The organism is Bacillus cereus group sp. BfR-BA-01311 (assembly GCF_022664295.1).
In the GTDB taxonomy this organism is placed as follows: domain Bacteria; phylum Bacillota; class Bacilli; order Bacillales; family Bacillaceae_G; genus Bacillus_A; species Bacillus_A cereus.
In genome coordinates this window covers 13,716-37,493 of sequence record NZ_JAKUHC010000013.1, presented here as the reverse complement: position 1 = coordinate 37,493, position 23,778 = coordinate 13,716, and the positions used below count along the sequence as shown (strand labels likewise).

The window sequence follows — 23,778 nt, the reverse complement described above, 5'->3', positions numbered from 1 at the left end:
TACTATGGAAGAAGTATTACACATAAAAAACGTCTCAAAAGTATATGAGGGAAAAGTCCCTCATACTGCTTTAAAAAATATAAATTTACACGTGGATAAAGGGGAATTCGTTGCCATTATGGGACCATCTGGTAGCGGAAAATCTACATTTTTAAACGTTATCTCTACAATCGATTCTCCGACTTCAGGTGATGTCGTGATTAACGGAAAAAAACCGCACACATTTCGTAGAGAGAAGTTAGCTATTTTCCGTCGCCAAGAGTTAGGATTTGTTTTCCAAAACTTTAACTTACTAGATACACTAACAATCGGTGAAAATATCGTACTACCTTTAACATTAGATAATGTTCCATTAAAAGAAATGGATGAAAAGCTTGATAACATTTCAAAAAAGCTTGGAATTGATCATATTTTGGACAAGCGTATTTTTGAAGTTTCCGGGGGACAAGCACAGCGTACCGCAGTAGCACGTGCTGTTATTCATCATCCTTCACTTCTACTTGCCGATGAACCGACAGGAAACTTAGATTCAAAAGCGGCAATTGACGTAATGGAGCTATTTACGAAATTAAATAAAGAAGAAGATGCAACGATTTTAATGGTTACGCACGATCCGTTTGCAGCAAGTTATTGTAACCGTGTTATTTTCATTAAAGATGGAGAGCTTTACAATGAACTACACCGCGGATTGTACCGTGAGAAATTTTATCAAGAAATATTAGATGTTTTAGCATTATTAGGAGGAAGACGTGGATGACATTTTGGCAATTCGCATTTAAAAATGTCTCACGTAATTCGAAAGCATATTTCGCCTACTTTGTAAGTAGTGCGTTTTCTATCATGGTTTTCTTTTCATTTACTGTATACGCGTATCACCCGCGGTTACAAAGTGTACAAAGTTTCCAAGAACGTGATCCTCTAATGAACTTAGCTAGTACAGCACAGCTTGTGATTGTTATGTTCTCGTTCTTCTTTCTCTTATATTCAATTGGAACATTTTTAAATGTACGGAAGCAGCAATTCGGGATACTCACCATTCTCGGTATCTCACAGAGACAATTAAAGAGACTGTTATTTACTGAAAATATGATAATCGGGATATTGTCTATCTTTATCGGCATTCAAGGTGGACTTGTATTTTCTAACTTTTTCTTATTAGTCACTTCGAAATTAACAAACGCGAAAGGTCTCTATTTATATTGGCCAATAGAAGCGATTATCGTTACAACCGTAACGTTTATCATCTTATTTTTAATCGTTTCTACATTTACACCAATGTTTATTCGTACTCGAAAAACAACGAAGCTTATTAAGGGCGTTAACAAAGAGAAGAGCGAAAAAAAACCATCTATACTGATTTCACTATTTGCTTTAACTTGTTTAGGACTATGCTATTATATTGCTGGTTATCCGCAAGGCTACATAACGGAAAAAAATGCACAAAATGGATCTGTATTCTTTATCATATTATCTATTTTGCCACTCGTAGTAGTCGGAACATATTTATTCTTTTCCCAAACATTTCTTCTCTTTATCTTCATTTTAAAAAGACGAAGAAAGTTTTATATGAAGCAAATAAATATGTTATGGATTTCAGATTTAACTAGCCGTACTCGTAGTAATATTAATGTGCTCTTTATCGTTTCTATGTTATCAGCACTTGCATTTACGATTATTATCGGGTTATTTGCTGCAAACAATCATACGAAAGCACCCATACTAGAACGATATCCTATACCATTCACCTATACATCAGAAGGTATTAATGTATTTGAACAAAAGCATATTACTACGATTGAAACTGAACTTACAAATGCTAATTTTCAATATGACAAATATAAATTTACCGTTTTAAAAGATACAGCTTCAAAAGAATCAATTGCCATTATGAAAATGAGTGATTATAACGCAATAGCAAAGCAATTAAACAGGCCAGAAATCACTCTCGAATCTTCACAAGTTTATAATATTTCTCGCTATTCACCAGCGTTATTAAATCTCGTATCTAACCCATTTGCGAAGCAGAACACGATTACACTTGGCTCTAATAAAAAGGAATTTCAAATTAAAGGTTTTATTAATAGAGGAATTGAGCCCCCCTTTGCATTACCTCACTTAATAGTGATGCGAGATGAAGTAATTGAAAATATGATTCCTCATATTGAAACAATTACAGTTTATAACTACTTCGTGGAGAATTGGGAAAATGCAATTGTCCCAACAAAAAATATATTAAAAAGCTTAAATCATGATGAAGAAACTTTGTATGAAGCACATAAGGGTGAAGAAGATTTCATTAAACCATTTCATATTTATACAGCTACGGATGAACTCGTTCATAGTAAAGGAAATGCAGTTGCTCAATTCTTTATTTGGGCATTTCTCGGCTTTATTTTCTTTATCGGTGCAGCTAGTGTTTTATACTTCCGTATGTATAACGACTTAACGAATGAAAAACAAAAATATATTACGATTACAAAGCTCGGATTAACTGAGTCAGAAATGTTTCGCTCCGCAACGATTCAATTAGGAATTTTATTTTTCGTCCCTTACATTGTTGCTGGTGTTCACACATTATTTGCGGTTAAGTTTTTACAAAGCATGCTCGCTTTTTCTTTACTAAAAGAGCTATTAATTGTACTCACTTTCTTTGGGATTATCGAGATTATTTTCTTCTTCTTAATCCGTTCTCTGTACATTAATAAATTATCACAGCATATAAAAATATGAATAAAATAGCCTTGTGCAATATGCACAAGGCTATTTTCAATAGTTTTTAATAATTAGCAGCAATATCCGCCGTAGCCGCCAGCATAACCGCCATAACCGCCATAGCCACAACCGCCGCCTCCGCCGAAGCAGCTAGCACCGATGATAATTAATAAAATAAACAATACGATTAGAAGCGCAAAACCGCCTCCGCAACCATGTCTGCGGTTACAATCATCATGTCTGTGTTCACACTTTTCGCTCATTACCCTATTCCTCCTTTAGTATCATTCATAACAAGTTCACCTTGCTCTAAATGAGGGGATTCCATTTATATTATGTTTTCAGGGCGAATAGGAAGCTTGGCTTACCTAAAAACGGGCTTGTTTTAGGAATTGGGCTTAATCAAAAAAAAGATACCTATTTAGGTATCTTTTAAAGAAACATATTCAACAAAAGAGCAAAACCGAATGCAATAAATGATAACAATGTTTCCAGCACCGTCCACGTTTTAAAAGTTTCCTTCACCGTCAAACCTAAATACTCTTTTACAAGCCAGAACCCTGCATCATTTACGTGAGAAAACATTAATGAACCTGCTCCGGTTGCAATAACAAGCAACTCTAAATTCACACCAGACATGTGCTGAATAACTGGTGAAACAATCCCTGCTGCTGTCGTTAATGCTACTGTCGCTGAACCTGTTGCAATTCGAATTAATCCAGCTACCATGAAAGCTAATACGATTGGTGATAACGATATATGTTCTGCCATTGACGCGATCGCCGTTCCAACGCCACTTTCAATTAATATTTGTTTAAATCCACCGCCTGCACCGATAATTAAAATAATGGAACCGACCGGTAATAAACTTTCGTCTGTTAATTTTTTAATCATCTTTTTATTAATTCCTTGTTTGATACCAAGTAAATAAAATGCTGCGAAACATGAAATAAGTAAAGCAATTACTGGGCTTCCTATAAAAACAAAAAATTCAGTCATTTTTTTCGGTAATGAAATATATGGTGCAACTACTGATAAAATCATCAATACAACTGGTAGTAAAATAATAAAGAATGAAACTTTACGACTTGGCAAATCAGTTGAGACAGTCGTAACCCGAATAAGCTCTGGTTCATTTTCAGGTATCACCCTTTTATGTACCCACTTTGCAAATATCGGTCCTGCGATAATGGCTGTTGGTAACGCGATAATTAATGAATATAAAAGTACCTTTCCTAAGTTCGCGTTATAAATACCGATTGCTGTCATCGCCCCTGGATGCGGAGGCACGAGCCCGTGAACAATAGATAATCCTGCAATGACAGGTAACGCAATTAATAATATATTTTGCTTCGTCGTTTTTCGAATGGAAATAACAAGTGGTAATAAAATGACGATCCCCACTTCAAAAAACACTGGAATCCCTATAACAAATCCTGCAAATAACATAGCCCAAGGTAGTTTCTTTACACCGAAAAATCGAATAAAGAAATCTGCCACTTGCATGCCGGCCCCTGAATCGGACATCATTTTCCCTAAAATTGTTCCGAGAGCTAAAATACCAACTAAATGCCCTAGTACACTACCAACACCAGTTTCATAGGCAGTCACTATTTTCGTTAAGTTCAGTCCAGACATGATAGCTAAAAACAAACTCGCAACTGTTAAACTAATAAATGCATGCCATTTCCACCATGATACCCCTAAAATAACAATCGCAATTGCAAGTAACGTGACGATTAATAAGTATATATCCATCTCCCATTCTCCTTACTTTATAAAAAAAGAGGGAAAATCCCCTCTTTTTTATACGTCATAATTCACTACATAATGCTGCATTTCTGTATTGTAGTAGCCTTCGCTATATTCAATTACTTCGCCAACTTCATCGTAAGAATAACGCATGCGTTTTAATAGCGCTGTCCCCTCTTTTTCACCTAGCGCTTCTGCAACGAAACTAGGCGCAAGTCCAACAGCAAATTCATCTCTGAAGTTTTCTAAATGAATACCTCGGTCTTCAACTAAATCATAAAGCGATTGCAAGTCAAAATCCGATAAATCTGAACTTGCCATTCCTGCTGAGAAATAGTGCGTATAATGAATGTACGGTGCATCATTTAACGTATATAAACGTTCAATACGAAAACTCTCCTTACCGAATAATCGAAATGGCACTGTTCCTTCTTCATTCTGCACAATTTCTGCTTTTAGCAATTTCTTCTGTACTTTATATCCTTCTTCCACTAACACTTCAGTAAATTTCTTACCCTTTGACAGTTTTGTCGCAGAAGTATTGCGGATGACTTTCGTTCCTTTACCGCTTTTCTTTTCCAAATATCCTTCTTGAGCGAGTTCTTTAATCGCATTTCGCACTGTAATTTTACTCACTTTGAACTCTTCTTCTAACTGCGGTTCGGAAGGGATATTCGTATGAATCGCATATACACCATGCAATATTCGATCACGAATAATATTTTTTATTTGCAAATATAATGGTCCTTTTTTTCTCGTTACGTTCACCGTTACACCCACTACCTTTCTACATCACCTACTGATGCCGTCATTGCCCGAAGTATATCCTTCTCTGATGACATTGGCGTATCACCGACGATTGTATGTGCTAGCATTCCAGCTGCTGACGCAAATGAAACAGCTTTCTCTGGTGCGAACTCCTTTATCTCGCCATGAATAATTCCGCTCGTATAAGCATCTCCAGCACCTATTCTATCATATACAGAAAACGTAAGTGTTTTTGCAAAAGTGAACATTCCATCTTTACATATAAACCCGCGAAGCGAATGTGTATTATCACTGTTAATAGAGCGATGAGTACCAGCGATTGTAGCGATATGATACGTTTCAGCTACCTTTGGAATAAGATCAACAAGTTGCGCCTCTCGCTCCGTTTCTTCGGTTTTTATTCCTAAAACAAACATTGCATCTTTTTCGTTCATCATAACGATATCAGCAAGTCCCAGCATTTCTTCATAATGCGGTTTTGCCTGTTCATATCCGTCTTCTCCCCAAAGTGATGGACGATAATTACAATCAAAAACGACGGTTCCTCCGTTTTCTTTAACTGCTCTCGCTAAAGACTTCATATGATGGCGCACCGTATCATTCATCGCAAGTGTAATACCGCAAAAATGAACGATATCAATTTCCTTAGCAATTTCTTCAAATTGGTATATCTCTTCAGACGCCGTATTGAAGCTACTTTCTAGTCGATTCGAATACGTAACGCGGCTTGCACGTGCACCGAATCCATTTTCTAAAAAATACATACCTACATATTTACCACCTCTTGAAACAAGAGAAGTTTGAATTCCTAACTTTTGAATGTAAGATACAGCTGCATCTCCAACCGAATTTTCCGGTAAAGTTGAAATAAGAAGCCCTTCATGCCCTAAGTGAGAAAGTGCCGCTGCAACGTTCACACCTGTACCTGAAAATGAGTAATTTAACGTGTTAGCTTGCGACAACAATTCATATCCAGGTACTTGCAGGCGCATCATTACTTCGCCGAACGCTGCAATTTTCTTACGCATATTGATCAACTAGCTTCTTCACGACTGCTAATAATTCACGCACATCTTCTACTTTCGTGTTACCAGTTTCTTTATCAATAATAGAAGAGTACACGTGCGGGATAACTTGCTCTACATTTGCCTCAAGCGCAATACGTACAATTGTTTCGAAGTTTTCTTTATCAATTCCGCCTGTTGGCTCTAATGCGAATCCTTCTTCCGCACAAGCTTTCGCAACTGCACGATATTCTTCTTCATAGGCTAGCCCTTTCATCGGGAAGTACTTCAATGAATTTCCGCCCATATCACGTACAAGTGCAATCGCTGTTTTAATTGGAACGATTGCTTTTTCTTCTCCAGCCGCACTAATTGGGCCAGTAGAAATATTTACGTAACCTACTTTTCCTGTTGGCGATACTAAACTATTAATCCAGCTATCTTTTTCGCCAAGATTTGCACGTGTCGCTCCAACTGAAGGAAACACTTGGTTAATATGGCTACCAGGATAATGCTTCGCAATTTCAGCCACAACTGCCGCTTGGCGATTATCTCCTGCGCCTAGTCCGATTGATACAGCGTCATCAATTTCTTTTCCGTATGCTTTCATCGCTGTAACAGCTTCTTCTACAGTTGCATAATCTTTTGATAAAACACCTACTACTACATATCCTTCTGCTGCTTCAAAAATATCTTTCGCATTTTGGATATTGTTTGCCAATACATTTAATGCTACGCGGCCTTTATAAAAACGTTTTTGAATGTTTGTCATTTTAGTTTCCCCCTACAATTTCTCTCAATTTTTCTTCAATCACATGTATGTCATCACCTTGAAGTGGACGTGGATCAATATCAAAGAATCCTTGTCTTACTCCGTAATCACGTGTATAAATGGCAATTTCCCCTTCGCGTAATGCAGTCACAACATCTTTTGCTGATTTATTTAATTCTTTCTCGTTAATATGAATACGAGCTCGAAAGATTGCTCTTCCAGCTTCATCTTGAACGATCGTTACATTTACACCATTTAATTCTTTTAGCGGCATAAGTACTTGTAGCAATTCTTTTTCTTGCTCGCTCTTATCTTCTTTTACTCCGTACTCATCAAGTGCTTGAAGTAAACCAAAAGTTGTTTCTTTCCCAACCTTCATACTTCTTCCAATGCAATGTAATTGCACTTTCAGCCACTCAATATATTTTCGTTTCCCACCAACAATACCAGAAGTAGGTCCTTCAATCGCCTTTGAACCGCTATAAATAGCAAGATCTGAATACTTCACATATTTTTGAATGTCTTCTTCAGCTGCTGCATCCACGATAAGCGGTACTTTATTTCGCTGCGCAACTTCCCATGCTTCTTCAACAGAAATCATATTTTTTTGCACTGCATGATGTGATTTCACATACAGAATCGCTGCTGTATTTTCACCAATTGCATCTTCAATATGCTCTGCTTTCCCTTCATTTGCATAGCCAACTTCTACAAGTTTACCGCCGCCTAAGTAAATCATCGTTTCAACAGGAGCACCGTATTGAACGTTATGACCTTTTAACATAATCACTTCGTTTTTCGCGATTACTTCTTGATGAAGTCTTTCACTTTTACGGCGATTTCCTTCTGTAACGATACCAGCGATAGAAAGCGCAATTCCGCTCGATGCTGAATTCACAACGACCGCTGCCTCTGAATCTAGAATTCTCGCAATATGTTCTCCTGCTTTATCTACTAAATCAGCAATTTCCACATAATTTTGTCCACCATGTTTCATCGCATCCATTACTGTATCTGTAGGAGCAGATACACCTAAAATACTCATTCTACCGCTCGCATTAATTACTCTTTTTAATCCGTACTTAGCATTCAATGAATGACCCATTAATTACAACCCCTTTTGTATCAATTCTTCTTTCAGCAATGCGCTGGTCCCCTTCTGAATCGATTAACGTAATCTTCTCATCTTTCACCGTAAATAAAGTTAAGTTTGCAATATCGCCTTCTTGAATACGGCCAAGCTCTGGTTTCTTAAGCCACTCTGCCGCATTTTTCGTAACCGCATCAATCACTTCTTCTAGCGGATAACCTAAGTAAAGGAATTTCGAAAGAACGTGAGCCATACTATACACTGGACCGTGTATACGGTTCTTTCGGTAAATATCTGTACTAATTGTATGAAAGGCAATACCGTGACGCTTCGCTGCTTCTGCTACTTTAAAAGAAAAACTAGCATTACCGTGACCAACATCTAAATGTACGCCGCGATTCACTGCATCTAGTAACACAGGTAGTGGTTTGCCTTCTTCATCAAATAAATTATTTTCTTTCCCGTTTAAGTAATGTGTAATAACATCATCTTTTTCTAAAAGAGGTACAACTTCCTCAATGCGAGGAGGCGCTGAACCGATATGTACCATAATCGGTAATGATGTTTCACGGGATAAAGAGCGCGCTACATGCAGCGGTTCAATTCCACTATCACAAACGACGCTTTTACTCATTCTCGCCTTTAACCCAATGATTACATCTTTATACTTTTCTACTGCTTCTATCACTTTCTCTTTATCTATCCATTCCATATTGGATAATTCATCAATTCGTTTCAAACCGATGCGAGAAATATTTAAAAAGGCAAATAAATTTGTCTTTGCCTGTTCTCTACTTTTTACTAAATCTGCAATGCGATCAGCTCCGCAGCTACCCGCATCAACAATTGTCGTTACCCCTTGCTTAACACCAATTTCATCCACTTCATCGCCATACGGATCAAACTCTGGAAAAGCATGAACGTGTAAATCAATCCAGCCACTCGATACGTAAGTACCAGAGTAATCAAGAACCTTTCCACCCTCACCAGCACCAGCTTTCGTCACCTGTGCAATTTTATTATTTTCAATTACAATGTCAATCTCTTCCCCGTTCACACGTTTCACATTACGTAGTACGAATCGTTCTGTCATTGTACTTCCACCCTTTTCTATAAGAAGCCGTAAGAATACGCTTACATTAAAGTTTCATTTTATATCTCTTTCACACGTTTAGCGTAACACAAAAAAAGGGAGAAGTAAATATAACGTTATAATGTTTAAAAGCGAATAAAAAGATGCTCCTCCAAAATGCTAATAGTATAGGAAATTATATCAACGATTTTTTGAATATATCTATCATAACTTACAATATATCAACGATTTTTCAATTATATCTATCATAACTTATAATATATTAACGATTCGACAAAGAATATCGATTTACCGACAAAAAACGTCACTTCCTTTCTTATATAAGATAAGGCTGTCCCAAATGGCACAGCCTTTTTCTCTATTCCTGAACCGTCACAATAACCCCATCCATATTGTTCCCGGAAATTTCATACTGCTTGTTTGCTGGAACGTTCACTTTCGTATTCTCAGAAACTTTATAATAAGAAACAGTATATTTCTTACCTTCTACTTCAGTTGAAACCTCTTTTTCCTCTTTTAAAAACTCTAAATATTCCTCTAGTGTGAAATTCTTTTTTTGCATAATTGCGCTATGAGGTAAGCCTACATAACGTATATGCCATGGCTCATATTGAATGCCTGTAATGTTACTTTTATTTTTCGGATAACGTAATACAAAGCCATGCTTCCATGCGTTCTCTTCAATCCATTTTCCTTCAGGCGCTTTCTCCATTTTCTTTTGAGTAGACCCAATGTCCAGTGATAATCCTAAATTATGTTCACTGTATCCTGCTGGAAGTGCATAATCAGATCCCATTTTTTCATATAGCTGTTTTTGCTCTTGGAAATCTCTATAACCACTACTAATCAAAAAATGGTTAACACTTTCTTTTCCAGCCGCATCGACAACGTTCAAAAACTTTTTCACAACATCCTTTGATAAACGAAGATTCCTATCAAATATTACATAGCCTCTCACTAATTCACTATTATGATTTACATTTATAATATCAGACCTAATGCTATCTTTTTTAACTGGATAATCCCTGTTAACTAATAATAAATCACCCTTATAAATTTGTTCCTTCGTAATCTCTTTCCTCTCAGTGTTTGCCGCCTTTACTAGCTCATCTTTCCCGACAATTTTAACATCGATTTCCTTTTGAAATAACGGTGATATATAAACGCCTACACATACTGTGCATGCTATAAAAAAAGAAATAAATACCCACTTTTTCATTTCTAGTTCCTCCTTAACGTAACTTACGTATAGAATAGAAAAAACTATTAAAATAAAAAGTGGGGTAAAGTTTAAATTTTTATTAAATTGTTACGTTCTCGTCTTTTGGCAATCGCACTTCAAACATTGTTCTAACTACATTACTCTCAGCAGAAATCGTACCGTTATGTTGCTCGACAATATTTTTCGCAATGAATAGTCCAAGGCCTGTCCCGCCACGGTTCTCAGTTCTTGCTTTATCACCTGTATAAAACATATCAAAAAGATACGGTAAATCTTCTTCCGGGATGCTATCTCCGTAATTCATAATTTGTACGACAACTTCTCCATTATCAACATACCCATTCATATCAACAAATTGTCCATCATACCCGTAACGAACGGCATTTGTTAACAAGTTTTCAAATACTCTAGCTAACAATTTTCCATCACCGTGCATCGGTAAATGAGGATCCACATTCAATCTAGCTTCTAAATGATGTTTTTCTAATAACGGATACAATTCCTCCTCTAACTGTATAAGCAACTCACTTATATCAATCGGCTTTTTATCTAGTTTTAGCATGCCATAATTCATACGTGTAATTTCAAATAGCTCATCAATTAAACTTTCCAGTCTTTGCGATTTTGTATATGCAATTGTGGAGAAATGTTTAATTTGTTCTTTTGTTAAATTTTCATCTTTAAGAATTAAATCTAAATATCCTAACACGGATGTTAATGGTGTTCTTAAATCATGAGCTAAATTCACAACGAGCTGATCTTTACTACTTTCAGCAAAATCTCCTCTTTCAACAGCTTCTTTTAACTTTTCACTTGCAACATTTATTTCACGCGCGATATTTCCAAACTCATCATTTGATGAAACTTGAACTTTATTCGTAAAGTTACCGTTCGCAAGATGATGAATCCCATTAGAAATTTCATCAAAGTATTTTAAATACGGTTTTGTCAAAAAGAAGAAAAAGATAATAGATAACGGAATAAAGAAAATTAAAAAGAAGTTAATGTCTCCAAATTCCCTTACCATTGACCTAAATTGTGCTAAAGGCTCTTCGTAGCGAACCATCGTTTTATAATACAGCTGCAATCCTTTATAAATTATATAAGTTACAGTTGCTGCAAGCACCATACTTAACGCAAATAAGGCAATCATTTTAAATCGAAAACTTTTCATCATATTAGCCATTAAAAGTATAACCTACTCCCCACACTGTTTTTATTAATTTATCCTTTCTTTTATCTTCCCCAAGTTTTTTCCGCAACGTACGAATATGTACCATAACTGTATTTCCGCCTTCATAATAATCATCTGCCCATACTTGCTGAAAAATATTTTCCACATTGTACACTTTCTTCGGGTGACTCGCTAATAAATATAAAATATCGAACTCTTTCGGTGTTAATTCAACTTGTTCTCCGTACACATTTACCGTTCTTCGCTCAGGATCAATCACGACTCCGCCTACCTCTAAAGCAGATTTATTCTCCGCTACTTTCGGCTGATTTAACGTAAGAAATCGGCGTAATTGTGCATTTACACGTGCAACTAATTCAATCGGTGTAAAAGGTTTCGTCATATAATCATCTGCGCCTAGCACAAGACCTGTCACCTTATCAAAATCAGACGTTTTCGCACTTAAGAAAATGATTGGCATATGGTGCTTCGCCCGAATTTGACGCGTCACTTCATACCCATCCATTTTTGGCATCATAATATCTAAAACCACTAAATCGATTCGCTGCGTTTCAATAATATGAACCGCCTCTTCCCCATCCGCTGCCTTCACAACATGGTACCCTTCTTTTTCTAAATGTATCTCAATTAAATCAGCAATTTCTGCCTCGTCATCCGCTATTAAAATTGAAATGCGCTTCATTTTACTCCCCCTTTTTCATTCCATTTTTATACGCTCGATTGTAAACTAGTCTATCCAATTTGTACAATACAAAAAGGCTACTCGTTAGAGTAACCTTGGTAAATAAAATTATATCAGCGATTTTCCAATTATATCGACCGTAACTCAAATTATATCAGCAATTATTGAAATATATCGACTTACCGACAATGAACGACAAAATCCTCTCGCTATTTGCGGGCATCCTAATGAAACTTCCATTTACCGCTCAAACACAATCCGCTGCTTCGTAATTTCTTCCAATCTTCCGCGATCTACTTCATACTCAGCATCAACGCTTTGCGGCACCATCACTTTCCCGCCCTCAAGCATCACTTCCGGCCAAATAATATCCTGCTCCCAATGTCTACTAGAAGCAGATATATCTCCTGGAATCGTAAAGTTAGGCAATGACGCAAGAGCAACATTTTGCGCTCGTGAAATCCCCATCTCTACCATACCACCGCACCAAACGGGTACGTTATGTTCCATACAATAATTATGGATTTGGATTGATTCTGTTAATCCGCCCACTCGCCCTGGTTTAATGTTCACAATTTGGCAGCTGCCAAGCGTAATCGCAACGCGTGCATCTTCTAAACTATGAATACTTTCATCTAAACAAATCGGCGTTTCAATTTTCTTTTGCAATTCCGCGTGATCAAGAAAATCGTAATCCGCTAACGGTTGTTCAATCATCATTAATTGGAATTCATCTAGTCGTTTCAGCCTCTCCGTATCCCCTAATGTATATGCTGAGTTTGCATCAGCCATTAACGGGATACCTGGGAACTCTTTACGAATCTCTTTCAATAATTCGTAATCATGCTCTGGCTTTATTTTCACTTTAAAACGCTCGTATCCTTCTTCCGTGTACTTCTCGATTTGTTTTAACATAACTGGAATCGTATTAAGGCCAATTACAACGCCGACTTCAATTTCATGACTAGTTCCGCCAAGTACTGTCGCTAGCGATTTCTTTTGACGCTTCGCATATAAATCCCAAACAGCCCCCTCTATTCCGGCTTTTGCCATTCGGTTTCTTTTTATATGTTGAAATAGACCCGGCACCTCATTCGGATGAGAAATTTCAGCCTTTAATAAATCAGGTATTAAAAAGTCTTGCAGTACATGCAGCGCTGTCTTCACCGTTTCTTCCGTATACCACGGTTCAGAGAATGCAACGACTTCCCCAAATCCGATGTACCCGTCCGTATCCTCTAATTCAATAACGATACTCTCACGCTTTTCGTAAGTCCCGTAGCTTGCAGCAAACGGGATTACGAGTGGCATTTCCGTTATATACAGTGTCGCTTTTTTTATTTCCACCTACATCTCCTCCACTAATTGTCTTAACTCTCGTCTTAACAATTTTTTCGAAGCGTTACGTGGTAATTCCTTTAAGAAACATGCTTTCTTCGGCACTTTATATTTCGCTAACTTCTCCTCGCAAAAATGAAGAATTTCTTCTTCTGTTACCGCCCCGCTTTTCACAACAAAAGCAGCTGGTACTTGTCCCCATTTGTCGTCAGACATACCGACAACGCCAGCTTCCGCTACTGCCGGATGGGAGAGTAACACTTCTTCAATTTGAGCTGGGTATATATTCTCTCCGCCAGAAATAATTAAATCACTGCGGCGATCTAATACGTATAAAAACCCTTCTTCGTCTAAATAACCGAGGTCGCCAGTATGAAGCCATCCGTTTTGAATAGTCTCTCGCGTCGCATCTTCACGGTTAAAGTAACCGCCTGTTACGTTCGGTCCTTTTACTACAATCTCACCTTCCGCAAATGGTGGCACTACTACGCCATCTTTTTCAATACGAAGTTGGCACTGAAATAGTGGTTTTCCAGCTGATCCTACTTTCGTTAACATGTAATCTGCGGATAACGTACAAATTTGCGAAGATGTTTCTGTCATACCGTACGTTTGATATACAGGAATTCCTTTTTCTACACATGCTTCTAATAGTGTTTTTGGCGCTGGTCCTCCGCCAAGTAACATGCATCGTAAAGAAGATGGATATGTCTCTGCCCCAAGTCGCTCTAATAAATCAGTTAACATTTTAGAAACGACAGAAATAATTGTTACTCCTCTCGTTTGAAGTGCTTTATGAATAAAATCAGCATCATATTTCGGAACAAGTAAAATACGCATGCCATACATAATGTTTTTCATTAAAAGAGATAGCCCGCCAACATGGAACATCGGCATGCAGGCTAACCAACAATCATCATCACGAAGTCCTAAATTAAGCGACGAACCGACTGCGCTTGCCCAATGATTGCCGTACGTTAAAATAACGCCTTTCGGTTTGCCTGTCGTCCCAGACGTATAAATAATTGTCATCGCTTCTTCTAAAGAAAACTCTTCTTGTATAGAGGCTTCCTCTTTTGGTCCATTCATCACTTCGGCTAATGAATAAACAGGAACATCTTTAGCATCAAAATCTTGATCCGTTACTAAACAAACAACTTCAGCATCATCCATTTGCCAAAGTAGCTCTTCTCTTGAAAGACGCGTATTTAAAAGCACAGCTACTGCACCTACATAAGATAGGGCGTGAATAACTGTAATCATCTCCATACCATTTTTCATCAGAACAGCCACCTTTTGCCCTCGCTCCACTCCAACATGCGTGAGGTGTTCACAAACAGATACTACTTTTTCATGCAGCTCCATAAAAGTAACTTTCTCTTCCTCTATTTCAATTGCAGTGCGATCTGGTGTTAAAAATGCACGGTGCATTAACCAATTTGGCATCGTCTCCATCATTCATTCTCCTTTCATGAAAGAAAGAGACTTGATATAATATCAAGTCTCTTAGTTGTTTTGTTTCCGGTTTGACCTTATCCAGCTGTGCCTCCTAGCCCCTTCCGTCTAAGAACCTTCCGCACGAGAAAGTAAAAAACACTTTCTGTGCGAAAGAACCTTAGCCAACGGGGCTAAACAGTCGGCTCCGCTTTTAAAACATCCAGCTACAGCGGCTAGAATGTTCAGTGGCTTCACTTCTTCCTACGAGGCAAAAAGCGCCTCTACGTCAGAAGTTCCAATGCCCTCTTGTTCTAAGCAAGCCGCTTCCGCTTTTGGTTTCATCACGGGAAACGAGGGAATTGACCGAAGTCCGGACTGCGTTTTTCTTTGAATGCGTCGCGACCTTCTTTTGCTTCGTCAGTTGTGTAGTACAATAACGTTGCATCTCCAGCTAGTTGTTGAATACCAGCTAGACCGTCTGTGTCTGCGTTGAATGCAGCTTTTAGGAAACGAAGTGCCATTGGGCTGTTTGCTAAAATTTCTTGTGCCCATTGTACTGTTTCTGCTTCAAGCTCTTCTAATGGTACTACAGTGTTTACTAAGCCCATATCAAGTGCTTCCCCAGCACTATATTGACGGCATAGGTACCAAATTTCGCGAGCTTTCTTGTGGCCTACCATACGAGCTAAGTAACCAGCTCCGTATCCACCGTCAAAGCTTCCTACTTTAGGACCTGTTTGTCCGAATACAGCGTTGTCTGCAGCGATTGTTAAGTCACATACGATATGAAGTACGTGTCCTCCACCGATTGCATAACCTGCTACCATTGCGATAACTGGTTTAGGAATTGCGCGAATTAGACGTTGTAAGTCTAATACGTTTAGACGTGGGATTTGGTCATCACCTACATATCCGCCATGACCGCGAACTTTTTGGTCGCCGCCAGAACAGAATGCACGTCCACCTTCACCTGTTAAAATGATAACGCCAACATTTGCATCATCACGAGCTTGTGCAAAAGCGTCGATTAACTCCATTACCGTTTTTGGGCGGAATGCGTTATGTACTTCAGGACGGTTAATCGAAATCTTTGCGATACCATTGTATGTTGAATAAATAATATCTTCGTAATTGCCTTCTTTTACCCATTCAATAGCCATTACAACTACCTCCTTGTATATTTCTGATTTCACCTATAAGCGTGGCTTCCTTCTTGCTGAAAAAAGTATCACTGCATAGTTTTTAGAAATCCCTTTACTATTGTATCAAACTTTTCCGGTTGTTCCACATGAATTGCATGGCCAGCACCATGAATTTTGACAAATTTCGCATCAGACACGCATTTTTCGATGTTTTTTAATATGCGAAAGAACTTTTCATCATGCTCTCCGTTCATTAAAAGAACAGGTATTTTTAAGTTTTTCAGCTCATCCCACCATGAAGGCTGAGCCCCAGTTCCCATGCCGCGCAAGCTATTTGCGAGCCCTTTTGGGTTGTTAGCAAGCCGTTCTTTTCGCACCTCTTCTTGTACGTTTTGTGCTAAACGTTTTTGCGTTTCAAAAAGCGGAATATTTTCCCACATGGATACAAAACTTTCTATGCCTTCTCGCTCAATTTTATCGGCAAGTCGATCATCTTTTTCACGACGTTCTTTTCTATCTGCTTCGTTTTCGAGCCCAGCTGTACAATTTTCTAATAAAAGAGAATGTACATAATTTGGATATAGACATGCCATCGTAATCGCTAATCTACCGCCCATTGAATAGCCAAGTATATGTGCTTTTTCAATATGAAGGTAATCTAATAGTTCTTTCATCTGCAATGCCACATTTCGGATGTCATAATGCACAACATTTTCAGGACTCTCAGTCTTTCCGTGTCCAACAAGATCCACTACAATAACTTGAAACTGCTCACTCCATGAAGAGATAAAAGAACGCCACGTTTCCATGCTTCCCGTAAAACCATGAAGAAGTAGAAGTGGTTCCCCGCTTCCGACTACTTCATATTCATACGATACACCTTGCAGCGTTACTTTCATTTTGATTCACCTTGTAAAGATGTAGTAATTACGTCCATCGTTTTTGCCCATAATGTACGGTGCAATGTTAAGTTCTCATCACGATTCGTACAAATTTCCACAACGTGTAAACCTTCTGTCGTCGTTCCTTTTCGAACTTCTTCTCGGAATTGCTCCCAACCATTTACACGGCTAAATGAACCGCCGTACATTTTGACAACATGCTCATAATCAAGTCCAATTGGTGTTCCAAATAATGATTCAAAATGTTCCTTTTTCTCATACTGTGGTAAGAATGAGAAAATACCCCCACCATCATTATTTACAACGACAATTGTTATGTTTAATTCATGTAATTTCGCTGCTAACAGCCCGTTTAAATCGTGATAAAATGATAAATCACCAATCACTAATACAAGTGGATCGCAAATAACGCTTGCTCCTAGAGCTGTCGAAATGATTCCATCAATACCATTTACACCACGGTTTGCCATCACATGGATGTTTTTATCCGATGTGAAGAAGAATGAGTCTGTATCACGAATTGGCATACTATTGCTCGCAAATAGCGTTGCGTCTTCTGGTAATACGCGCACAATATCTGTAATAACCTTTCCTTCAAATGCAGTTTCATATGTTTCCATTTCACGAAGCGTTTCCTTCGTTTTTTCGTTTATATGTTGCCACATTAGGGACCAATCATTCTTTTTCATAACTGGCATTTTTTCTATTAATGCCTTGCAGAATTCAATGTCACTTGCTTGCACAACTTCTGTCGCAACAAGAGCTGGATCTCTCCATTGTCCTGATTCATCGACGACGATATGAACTGCTTTTGTTTGTTTTTTTATGAACTGCGTTAATGATTTAGAAACAGGCATACCACCAAAGCGAATTAAAACGTCCGGTTTCCATGTTTCTTTTAACTTTTCATTTCGTAAAAATGTATCATAACAGTCAATTACCATCGTTTTATCGTGGTGTCCGCTACGAATATTAGAAAGTGGGTCTGCTAATATAGGATAGCCAGTTTTTTCAGCTAGTTGCGTTGCAAACATTGCGATTTCTGCATGACTATCATCTCCACAAATAATAAGCCCCTTTTCCATATGTGAAAGGCGCCCTACAAGAGAATCTACATATTCACTCGGCATCACCGCGTTTCCTTGCTGAACTACTCCTGTATATTCACTACGTCCTTTATCCCATAAGCTTTCTAGTGAGAAATCAGGGATAAGTGGCTCGCGAACTGGAAAATTAAGATGAACAGGACCCTGCGGCGCTAAACAAGCATTTGCTACTATACGCTGCGTCGTCATACGAGCGTAATGATACATCGCTTCACTTGCTTCTGGCAGTGCCATCTCTGTAAATTGTTTCACAAAAGTACCGTATAAATTAAATTGATTCATTGCTTGTGGTGCACCCACATCTCTTAATTCATGCGGTCTATCCGCTGTTAAGACGATAAGTGGGACCCTTGAATGAAAAGCTTCACATACAGCTGGATAATAGTTCGCTGCTGCTGTTCCTGACGTACATAATAATGCTACTGGGCGTTTTTTTGCTTTCGCAATACCGAGCGCGAAAAATCCTGCTGATCTTTCATCCACATGTAAATATGTGTTCATTCCTTCGTGTTGTTCCATTAGTAAAGCAATCGGCGTTGACCGTGAGCCTGGACTAATGACAACATCACATACATCTAGACGCGTCAGTTCATCCACGAACGCGCCTAAATAATATGATAATGCTTCTATATGATTGTTCATTTCATTAATTCCTCCAAAGCACCAAGCATCGGTCTAAACTTCAAACTGGTTTCTTCATATTCAAGCTGTGGGACTGAATCAATTACAATACCACAACCGGCAAATAAGGATGCTTTCTCGCCGTTTAATAATCCGCAGCGCAGCGCAACCGCAAATTCACCATTTCCTTCATCATCTATCCAGCCAATCGGTGCACCATACAACCCTCTGTCTAACAATTCAACATCACGAATCAGTTTCATCGCTTCCAAACGAGGGGTCCCGCCAAGAGCTGGTGTTGGATGTAATTCTTCTACCATTGTTAAAAGACTCGCATCGCCTTTTGCTTCTACAGGCGTATATAAGTGAATTAGGTTTTTCGTTGTTAATAAACCTGGGCTTTCCGGAATATTAACGTATTTGCAATGTTCATTTAGTACCGAGCGGATCATGTTAACAACATACCCATGTTCAGCTAAATTCTTTTCATCATGAAGAAGCGCATTACTATTTCGCTTACTTTCTTCTATAGAATGACCATGACCGATTGAACCCGCGAGACACATCGATGTAAATTTCTCATCTTCTTTGCGAATTAATCTCTCAGGCGTCGCTCCTAAGAAGCATGCTCCTTTATAATCAAAAGAAAATACGTAACAATCCGGTTGACCAATACGAAGTGCTTCTAAAACAAGAGCAGAATCAATCGAATGATTCACCTCTACTTTTAGTTCCCTCGCCAATACAACCTTCTGCACGTTCCCCTGCTTCATCTCATCTTGTACTTTTTCAATTGCTTTCATCCAGCCTTTCGGATCCACTTCCACTTTAGAAATAACAGTCAATTTCGATTCGTTTAGCGCACATTTACTCTCTCCCAAAATTTTCTCTTCTAAAGAAATCATTTCGTTATAAAGAGTTTCTGCACAATCTGCTGCTGAAACAAATGTATTCATCGTTAACCATGCTTTTTCATTTTTTACAGTTAATAAAAATGCTGGTAGTGAAAATGTCGTATCTTTAAACTCTTTCCATAGGTCCGTTTTCTCTTTTTCTGGATCAAAGGAAAAACCACCAAATAAAAGCGGACCCGTTCCAAATTCATATTCATCTCTTTGGACAAATGCATTCTCTCTTACTTTCTCCCACTCGTCGCGAGCGGTTTGAAAGCGCTTATGAGAAGAATTTGCTATAGTGAAAACAGAGCCAATTCCTGCAAATATTACACGCTGAGCCGGATCTGCAAAATAACATCTATTTTCGAATGAAATCCTTTTTCCTGCTGCATAGAACAGAAGCGGATCCACCCAGTCTATTTGTTTTACAAAACTAACTAATGTTTTTTCGTTAGTTGCACGCTTGATGGCTGCAATAAGAACTTCTTGCAAGCCTTTTTGTTTCGTTTGAATCACAATTGTCTCCCCCCTATGGGCGAAAAATAGTCATAATTACGCTTGATTTTAAGATACACCTCAAACGAAAGGCCTGTCAACGTTTAGCATTTCTGAGAAATCCACCTTCTCTTCCTAGAAAATAAACGTTGACACTAAATGATGCTTTTTCTACACTTAGTTGTGTACAATATGTGACCAAAGGAGGATTCAACATGGAAATGAACGTCGAAACGAATTCCTCTCCTACGGCGCCAAAGCCAAGTAAGCAAACAGGCTGGCGCATCTGGTGGAGTTTACTACGTCCCCATACATTAACAGCAGCCTTCGTGCCTGTTTTCATCGGAACAGCATATTCGATGCAGGTCGGAGGTATAAATCAAATACATCTTCCTCTTTTCCTTATGATGCTTCTTGCTTGTCTTCTCATTCAAGCAGCAACAAACATGTTTAATGAATACTTTGATTATAAAAGAGGACTCGATCACGAAGGTTCAGTTGGTATCGGCGGCGCTATCGTTCGCGATGGCATTCAGCCAAAAACAGTGCTTAACTTAGCATTTGGATTTTTCGGCATCGCAATACTATTAGGTGTTTATATTTGTATAAATTCTAGCTGGTGGCTTGCTGCAATCGGTCTTGTTTGTATGGCCGTTGCTTACCTTTATACAGGTGGCCCACTTCCAATTGCATATACACCATTTGGAGAGTTGACAGCCGGATTATTTATGGGTGTCATTATTATCGGGATTTCATTCTTTATTCAAACTGGAACTGTAACATCAGAAGTCATTTTACTATCTATTCCAAGCTCCATTTTAATTGGTGCCATTTTACTAGCCAATAATATTCGTGACTTGGATGGCGATAAAGAAAACGGTCGTAAAACGTTAGCAATTCTCGTTGGACGCGAGCGAGCGGTTGGTGTACTTGCTTCGATGTTCATCGTTTCCTACATTTGGACAATTGCTTTAATTATCGTGGGCATCGTATCACCATGGATGCTTATCGTATTTTTAAGTGCGCCGAAAGCATTTAAAGCGACGAAAGGCTTTATCGGCAAAAGCATTCCGATGGAAATGGTACCTGCGATGATTGCAACAGCAAAAACAAATACAATCTTCGGTTTCCTAATGGGAATCGGATTATTACTTGGATACTTTCTATAAAAGGAGCTGCTTATGCGGCTCCTTTTTCATATCTAAAATTCATCTCATAATTCCTACTCTCAACGCTCATACTATGTAAAGAAACTGAATTGTAGGAAGGTGGACGACTATGTTAACTCCACAACAAGTAGGTCAATTTAAATCCATTTTAGAAAAACAAAAACAAGAACTAGAGCAAACGATACAAACTCATGAAAATACAGATCGTGCTTCTGAACGTGACTCAGTAGGAGAACTGTCTAGCTATGATAACCATCCAGCTGATATGGCTACAGAGCTATATGAACGGGAAAAAGACTTCGGGCTTATTGAACTTTGGCATAAACAGCTTGAGGACACGAAACATGCCTTGCAAAAAATAGAAGCGGGTACGTACGGCATTTGCGAAGTGTCTGATGAAGAAATCCCATTTGAAAGATTGGAAGCAATGCCGACTGCTACAACATGCGTTCAGCACGCGACAAATAAGTTAAATATGGATACACGACCAGTTGAAGAAGAAGTATTGTCTCCTTCTTTCCACAAGCATGATGAGGATCATTCTGTTGAATACGATGCGGAAGATGCGTGGCAAGATGTCGCAAATTACGGAACGTCTGAAACGCCGTCCGATTTAGAAAGACAAGATTCAAAAAACTATAATGGCATGTACGTAAATAGTGAAGAAAACGTAGGCTACGTGGAGGATTTTGAAAACTTTATCGGTACGGATATGTACGGGAAAAACCCACAAGTTTTCGCTACAGAAGAGCATGAAGAATATGAACAAATGCTTGATGATTTTGAAGAACGTACCTTCAAAGGTGAATTATCTTCAAATGAGTCGAGCTCCAAAGAATAAAAAAAAGCATTCCGAAAATCGGAATGCTTTTTATCGCTAGCTAATTAGTTTTTTGTAACGTTAGCAGCTTGTGGTCCACGGTTACCTTCAACGATTTCGAAAGAAACTTCTTGACCTTCTTCTAAAGTTTTGAATCCGTCACCTTGGATAGCTGAGAAGTGAACGAATACATCGTCTCCACCTTCAACTTCGATGAAACCGAAACCTTTTTCGCTGTTGAACCATTTAACTTTACCTGTTTGCATGTCATGTACCTCCTAAATAAAAATGAAACTATGAATCCACATGAAAAGGTGGATATAAAGGACATGAATGTATAACAAGCTTACAGCCTTTAATTCAACGTGCTTTATTTCCGTACCACATTATGTAGCTCAATAGTGATTTCACTATATCACGCTATATCCAAAACGTCAAATGAGAACACTTTCATTCCACCATTTTTTTATAATTTTAATATAATGTTGAATTTCTATATTAATATATTATCCCGCCATTTGTGGACAGCTTGATTGGCGGGAGCTGATAATCAGTTTTGGCTGGTTCCACTTTATTTGAAAATTAACAAAACTAAAGTATTCTAATCCTATTAAATTCTGTACAATATAAGTATCTATTACATACGAGGTGAAAAAAATGAGAGCACACGAAATCGAGTATAAGTTATATGGCGATGATATGCAGTTTGTTGAAATTGAGTTAGATCCAGAAGAGAGCGTGATCGCAGAAGCTGGCGCAATGATGATGATGGAAGATTACATAGAAATGGAAACAATCTTCGGTGATGGTTCTGGCCCATCTGGAGGTTTATTCGGAAAATTAATGGGCGCTGGTAAACGTCTCGTTACAGGCGAAAGTATGTTTATGACTGTATTTACAAATACAGGTCACGGCAAGCGCCACGTCTCATTTGCTGCTCCTTATCCTGGTAAAATTATTCCTGTAGATTTAACAGAGTATCAAGGAAAAGTAGTTTGTCAAAAAGATGCCTTTCTTTGTGCCGCAAAAGGTGTTTCCATCGGAATTGAATTTACGAAAAAAATAGGAACTGGTTTCTTCGGTGGTGAAGGTTTCATCATGCAGAAACTTGAAGGTGACGGCCTTGCTTTCATGCACGCAGGTGGAACTGTATATAAACGTGAATTAAAACCTGGTGAGAAACTTCGCATTGATACAGGTTGTCTCGTTGCTATGACAAAAGACATTAACTATGATGTCGAGTTCGTTGGTAAAGTAAAAACAGCTCTATTTGGCGGTGAGGGTTTATTCTTCGCAACATTAGAAGGTCCTGGAACAGTTTGGATTCAGTCCTTAACACTTAGCCGCTTAGCAGCACGCCTTACAAGCCCAGCAGCGCAAAGTACTGGCGAAGGTAGTGTATTAGGTGGACTTGGTCGTTTATTAGATGGGAAAGAGTAAACTGTGCCCTTATGTAGGCATGGCCATCAACTAATAAAATAATAAAATTAAAACACCCTTGCTTGCAGTAATTAAAGTGAAAGGGTGTTTTAATTTACGTCTACAAACGAGAAAAAGCAGTT

22 protein-coding genes are annotated in these 23,778 nt (G+C 38.3%); 5 read left to right on the top strand and 17 right to left on the bottom strand.

The genetic code is table 11. From position 1 onward, the window contains the following. Positions 1 to 4: 4 nt before the first annotated feature. On the top strand, positions 5 to 757 hold the full coding sequence (locus MR136_RS22940) for an ABC transporter ATP-binding protein (RefSeq protein WP_000393250.1): 753 nt from the start codon (positions 5 to 7) through the stop codon (positions 755 to 757). After that, entirely contained in the window at positions 754 to 2,730 is a 1,977-nt protein-coding gene (locus MR136_RS22935) for an FtsX-like permease family protein (protein WP_061457821.1), read from the top strand. The genes MR136_RS22940 and MR136_RS22935 overlap by 4 nt, the downstream gene beginning before the upstream one ends. Positions 2,731 to 2,783: 53 nt before the next feature. Here MR136_RS22935 and MR136_RS22930 read toward each other — a convergent pair whose 3' ends face one another. The 16 genes from MR136_RS22930 to MR136_RS22855 all read right to left on the bottom strand — a co-directional run bounded on the left by MR136_RS22930 (position 2,784) and on the right by MR136_RS22855 (position 20,248). Continuing rightward, on the bottom strand, positions 2,784 to 2,975 hold the full coding sequence (locus MR136_RS22930) for a YjcZ family sporulation protein (RefSeq protein WP_001290392.1): 192 nt from the start codon (positions 2,973 to 2,975) through the stop codon (positions 2,784 to 2,786). A 169-nt stretch (positions 2,976 to 3,144) separates the two neighbouring features. After that, entirely contained in the window at positions 3,145 to 4,470 is a 1,326-nt protein-coding gene (gene gntP, locus MR136_RS22925) for a gluconate permease GntP (RefSeq protein WP_061457822.1), read from the bottom strand. Between the two features lie 48 nt (positions 4,471 to 4,518). Continuing rightward, positions 4,519 to 5,244 carry a GntR family transcriptional regulator gene (locus MR136_RS22920; RefSeq protein WP_000539278.1) on the bottom strand — a complete coding sequence of 242 codons (726 nt, stop codon included), beginning with the start codon at positions 5,242 to 5,244 and terminating at the stop codon, positions 4,519 to 4,521. After that, entirely contained in the window at positions 5,244 to 6,260 is a 1,017-nt protein-coding gene (locus tag MR136_RS22915; RefSeq protein ID WP_017674556.1) for a sugar kinase, read from the bottom strand. The genes MR136_RS22920 and MR136_RS22915 overlap by 1 nt, the downstream gene beginning before the upstream one ends. Then, positions 6,253 to 7,008, bottom strand: a complete 756-nt coding sequence (dagF, locus tag MR136_RS22910; protein ID WP_017674557.1) for a 2-dehydro-3-deoxy-phosphogluconate aldolase — start codon at positions 7,006 to 7,008, stop codon at positions 6,253 to 6,255. Before dagF ends, MR136_RS22915 begins: the two co-directional genes overlap by 8 nt. Position 7,009: 1 nt before the next feature. Then, entirely contained in the window at positions 7,010 to 8,113 is a 1,104-nt protein-coding gene (locus MR136_RS22905; RefSeq protein WP_017674558.1) for a DgaE family pyridoxal phosphate-dependent ammonia lyase, read from the bottom strand. Then, entirely contained in the window at positions 8,091 to 9,191 is a 1,101-nt protein-coding gene (locus MR136_RS22900; RefSeq protein ID WP_017674559.1) for an amidohydrolase/deacetylase family metallohydrolase, read from the bottom strand. Before MR136_RS22900 ends, MR136_RS22905 begins: the two co-directional genes overlap by 23 nt. A 358-nt stretch (positions 9,192 to 9,549) precedes the next feature. Continuing rightward, on the bottom strand, positions 9,550 to 10,410 hold the full coding sequence (locus MR136_RS22895; RefSeq protein WP_017674560.1) for a M15 family metallopeptidase: 861 nt from the start codon (positions 10,408 to 10,410) through the stop codon (positions 9,550 to 9,552). Between the two features lie 82 nt (positions 10,411 to 10,492). Next, entirely contained in the window at positions 10,493 to 11,599 is a 1,107-nt protein-coding gene (locus tag MR136_RS22890; protein ID WP_017674561.1) for a sensor histidine kinase, read from the bottom strand. Beyond that, positions 11,592 to 12,290 carry a response regulator transcription factor gene (locus MR136_RS22885; protein ID WP_017674562.1) on the bottom strand — a complete coding sequence of 233 codons (699 nt, stop codon included), beginning with the start codon at positions 12,288 to 12,290 and terminating at the stop codon, positions 11,592 to 11,594. Before MR136_RS22885 ends, MR136_RS22890 begins: the two co-directional genes overlap by 8 nt. 240 nt (positions 12,291 to 12,530) lie before the next feature. Next, positions 12,531 to 13,637: an o-succinylbenzoate synthase gene (gene menC, locus MR136_RS22880; RefSeq protein WP_078421418.1), complete on the bottom strand. Its 1,107-nt coding sequence runs from the start codon at positions 13,635 to 13,637 to the stop codon at positions 12,531 to 12,533. Continuing rightward, positions 13,638 to 15,083 (bottom strand): o-succinylbenzoate--CoA ligase, encoded by a 1,446-nt coding sequence (locus MR136_RS22875; protein ID WP_017674563.1) that lies wholly within the window; start codon positions 15,081 to 15,083, stop codon positions 13,638 to 13,640. A gap of 323 nt (positions 15,084 to 15,406) precedes the next feature. Then, complete coding sequence (gene menB / locus MR136_RS22870) at positions 15,407 to 16,225, bottom strand: 1,4-dihydroxy-2-naphthoyl-CoA synthase (protein ID WP_000963882.1); 819 nt, start codon at positions 16,223 to 16,225, stop codon at positions 15,407 to 15,409. Between the two features lie 68 nt (positions 16,226 to 16,293). After that, positions 16,294 to 17,106 carry a 2-succinyl-6-hydroxy-2,4-cyclohexadiene-1-carboxylate synthase gene (gene menH / locus MR136_RS22865; RefSeq protein ID WP_061457831.1) on the bottom strand — a complete coding sequence of 271 codons (813 nt, stop codon included), beginning with the start codon at positions 17,104 to 17,106 and terminating at the stop codon, positions 16,294 to 16,296. Beyond that, positions 17,103 to 18,857 carry a 2-succinyl-5-enolpyruvyl-6-hydroxy-3-cyclohexene-1-carboxylic-acid synthase gene (menD, locus tag MR136_RS22860; protein WP_033696567.1) on the bottom strand — a complete coding sequence of 585 codons (1,755 nt, stop codon included), beginning with the start codon at positions 18,855 to 18,857 and terminating at the stop codon, positions 17,103 to 17,105. The genes menH and menD overlap by 4 nt, the downstream gene beginning before the upstream one ends. Beyond that, on the bottom strand, positions 18,854 to 20,248 hold the full coding sequence (locus MR136_RS22855) for an isochorismate synthase (RefSeq protein ID WP_017674564.1): 1,395 nt from the start codon (positions 20,246 to 20,248) through the stop codon (positions 18,854 to 18,856). Before MR136_RS22855 ends, menD begins: the two co-directional genes overlap by 4 nt. 194 nt (positions 20,249 to 20,442) lie before the next feature. Here MR136_RS22855 and MR136_RS22850 point away from each other — a divergent pair, with 194 nt between their 5' ends. Then, complete coding sequence (locus tag MR136_RS22850; protein ID WP_000425762.1) at positions 20,443 to 21,396, top strand: 1,4-dihydroxy-2-naphthoate polyprenyltransferase; 954 nt, start codon at positions 20,443 to 20,445, stop codon at positions 21,394 to 21,396. A 109-nt stretch (positions 21,397 to 21,505) separates the two neighbouring features. Next, positions 21,506 to 22,237 carry a yteA family sporulation protein gene (locus MR136_RS22845; protein WP_017674566.1) on the top strand — a complete coding sequence of 244 codons (732 nt, stop codon included), beginning with the start codon at positions 21,506 to 21,508 and terminating at the stop codon, positions 22,235 to 22,237. 44 nt (positions 22,238 to 22,281) lie between these two features. On the opposite strand, the gene cspD is transcribed toward MR136_RS22845, so the two are convergent. Further along, positions 22,282 to 22,482 carry a cold-shock protein CspD gene (cspD, locus tag MR136_RS22840; RefSeq protein WP_001193054.1) on the bottom strand — a complete coding sequence of 67 codons (201 nt, stop codon included), beginning with the start codon at positions 22,480 to 22,482 and terminating at the stop codon, positions 22,282 to 22,284. Between the two features lie 391 nt (positions 22,483 to 22,873). Here cspD and MR136_RS22835 point away from each other — a divergent pair, with 391 nt between their 5' ends. After that, complete coding sequence (locus tag MR136_RS22835) at positions 22,874 to 23,656, top strand: TIGR00266 family protein (protein WP_001201257.1); 783 nt, start codon at positions 22,874 to 22,876, stop codon at positions 23,654 to 23,656. Positions 23,657 to 23,778 lie beyond the last annotated feature (122 nt).

Coding starts and splice junctions, on each gene's coding strand:
- MR136_RS22845 (WP_017674566.1), top strand. CDS start 21,506: ATGTTAACTCCACAACAAGTAGGTCAATTTAAATCCATTTTAGAAAAA.
- dagF (WP_017674557.1), bottom strand. CDS start 7,008: ATGACAAACATTCAAAAACGTTTTTATAAAGGCCGCGTAGCATTAAAT.
- MR136_RS22940 (WP_000393250.1), top strand. CDS start 5: ATGGAAGAAGTATTACACATAAAAAACGTCTCAAAAGTATATGAGGGA.
- MR136_RS22850 (WP_000425762.1), top strand. CDS start 20,443: ATGGAAATGAACGTCGAAACGAATTCCTCTCCTACGGCGCCAAAGCCA.
- MR136_RS22930 (WP_001290392.1), bottom strand. CDS start 2,975: ATGAGCGAAAAGTGTGAACACAGACATGATGATTGTAACCGCAGACAT.
- MR136_RS22905 (WP_017674558.1), bottom strand. CDS start 8,113: ATGGGTCATTCATTGAATGCTAAGTACGGATTAAAAAGAGTAATTAAT.
- menD (WP_033696567.1), bottom strand. CDS start 18,857: ATGAACAATCATATAGAAGCATTATCATATTATTTAGGCGCGTTCGTG.
- MR136_RS22935 (WP_061457821.1), top strand. CDS start 754: ATGACATTTTGGCAATTCGCATTTAAAAATGTCTCACGTAATTCGAAA.
- MR136_RS22875 (WP_017674563.1), bottom strand. CDS start 15,083: ATGGAGACGATGCCAAATTGGTTAATGCACCGTGCATTTTTAACACCA.
- gntP (WP_061457822.1), bottom strand. CDS start 4,470: ATGGATATATACTTATTAATCGTCACGTTACTTGCAATTGCGATTGTT.
- menH (WP_061457831.1), bottom strand. CDS start 17,106: ATGAAAGTAACGCTGCAAGGTGTATCGTATGAATATGAAGTAGTCGGA.
- MR136_RS22835 (WP_001201257.1), top strand. CDS start 22,874: ATGAGAGCACACGAAATCGAGTATAAGTTATATGGCGATGATATGCAG.
- MR136_RS22890 (WP_017674561.1), bottom strand. CDS start 11,599: ATGGCTAATATGATGAAAAGTTTTCGATTTAAAATGATTGCCTTATTT.
- MR136_RS22900 (WP_017674559.1), bottom strand. CDS start 9,191: ATGACAGAACGATTCGTACTACGTAATGTGAAACGTGTGAACGGGGAA.
- MR136_RS22885 (WP_017674562.1), bottom strand. CDS start 12,290: ATGAAGCGCATTTCAATTTTAATAGCGGATGACGAGGCAGAAATTGCT.
- MR136_RS22915 (WP_017674556.1), bottom strand. CDS start 6,260: ATGCGTAAGAAAATTGCAGCGTTCGGCGAAGTAATGATGCGCCTGCAA.
- MR136_RS22895 (WP_017674560.1), bottom strand. CDS start 10,410: ATGAAAAAGTGGGTATTTATTTCTTTTTTTATAGCATGCACAGTATGT.
- cspD (WP_001193054.1), bottom strand. CDS start 22,482: ATGCAAACAGGTAAAGTTAAATGGTTCAACAGCGAAAAAGGTTTCGGT.
- menB (WP_000963882.1), bottom strand. CDS start 16,225: ATGGCTATTGAATGGGTAAAAGAAGGCAATTACGAAGATATTATTTAT.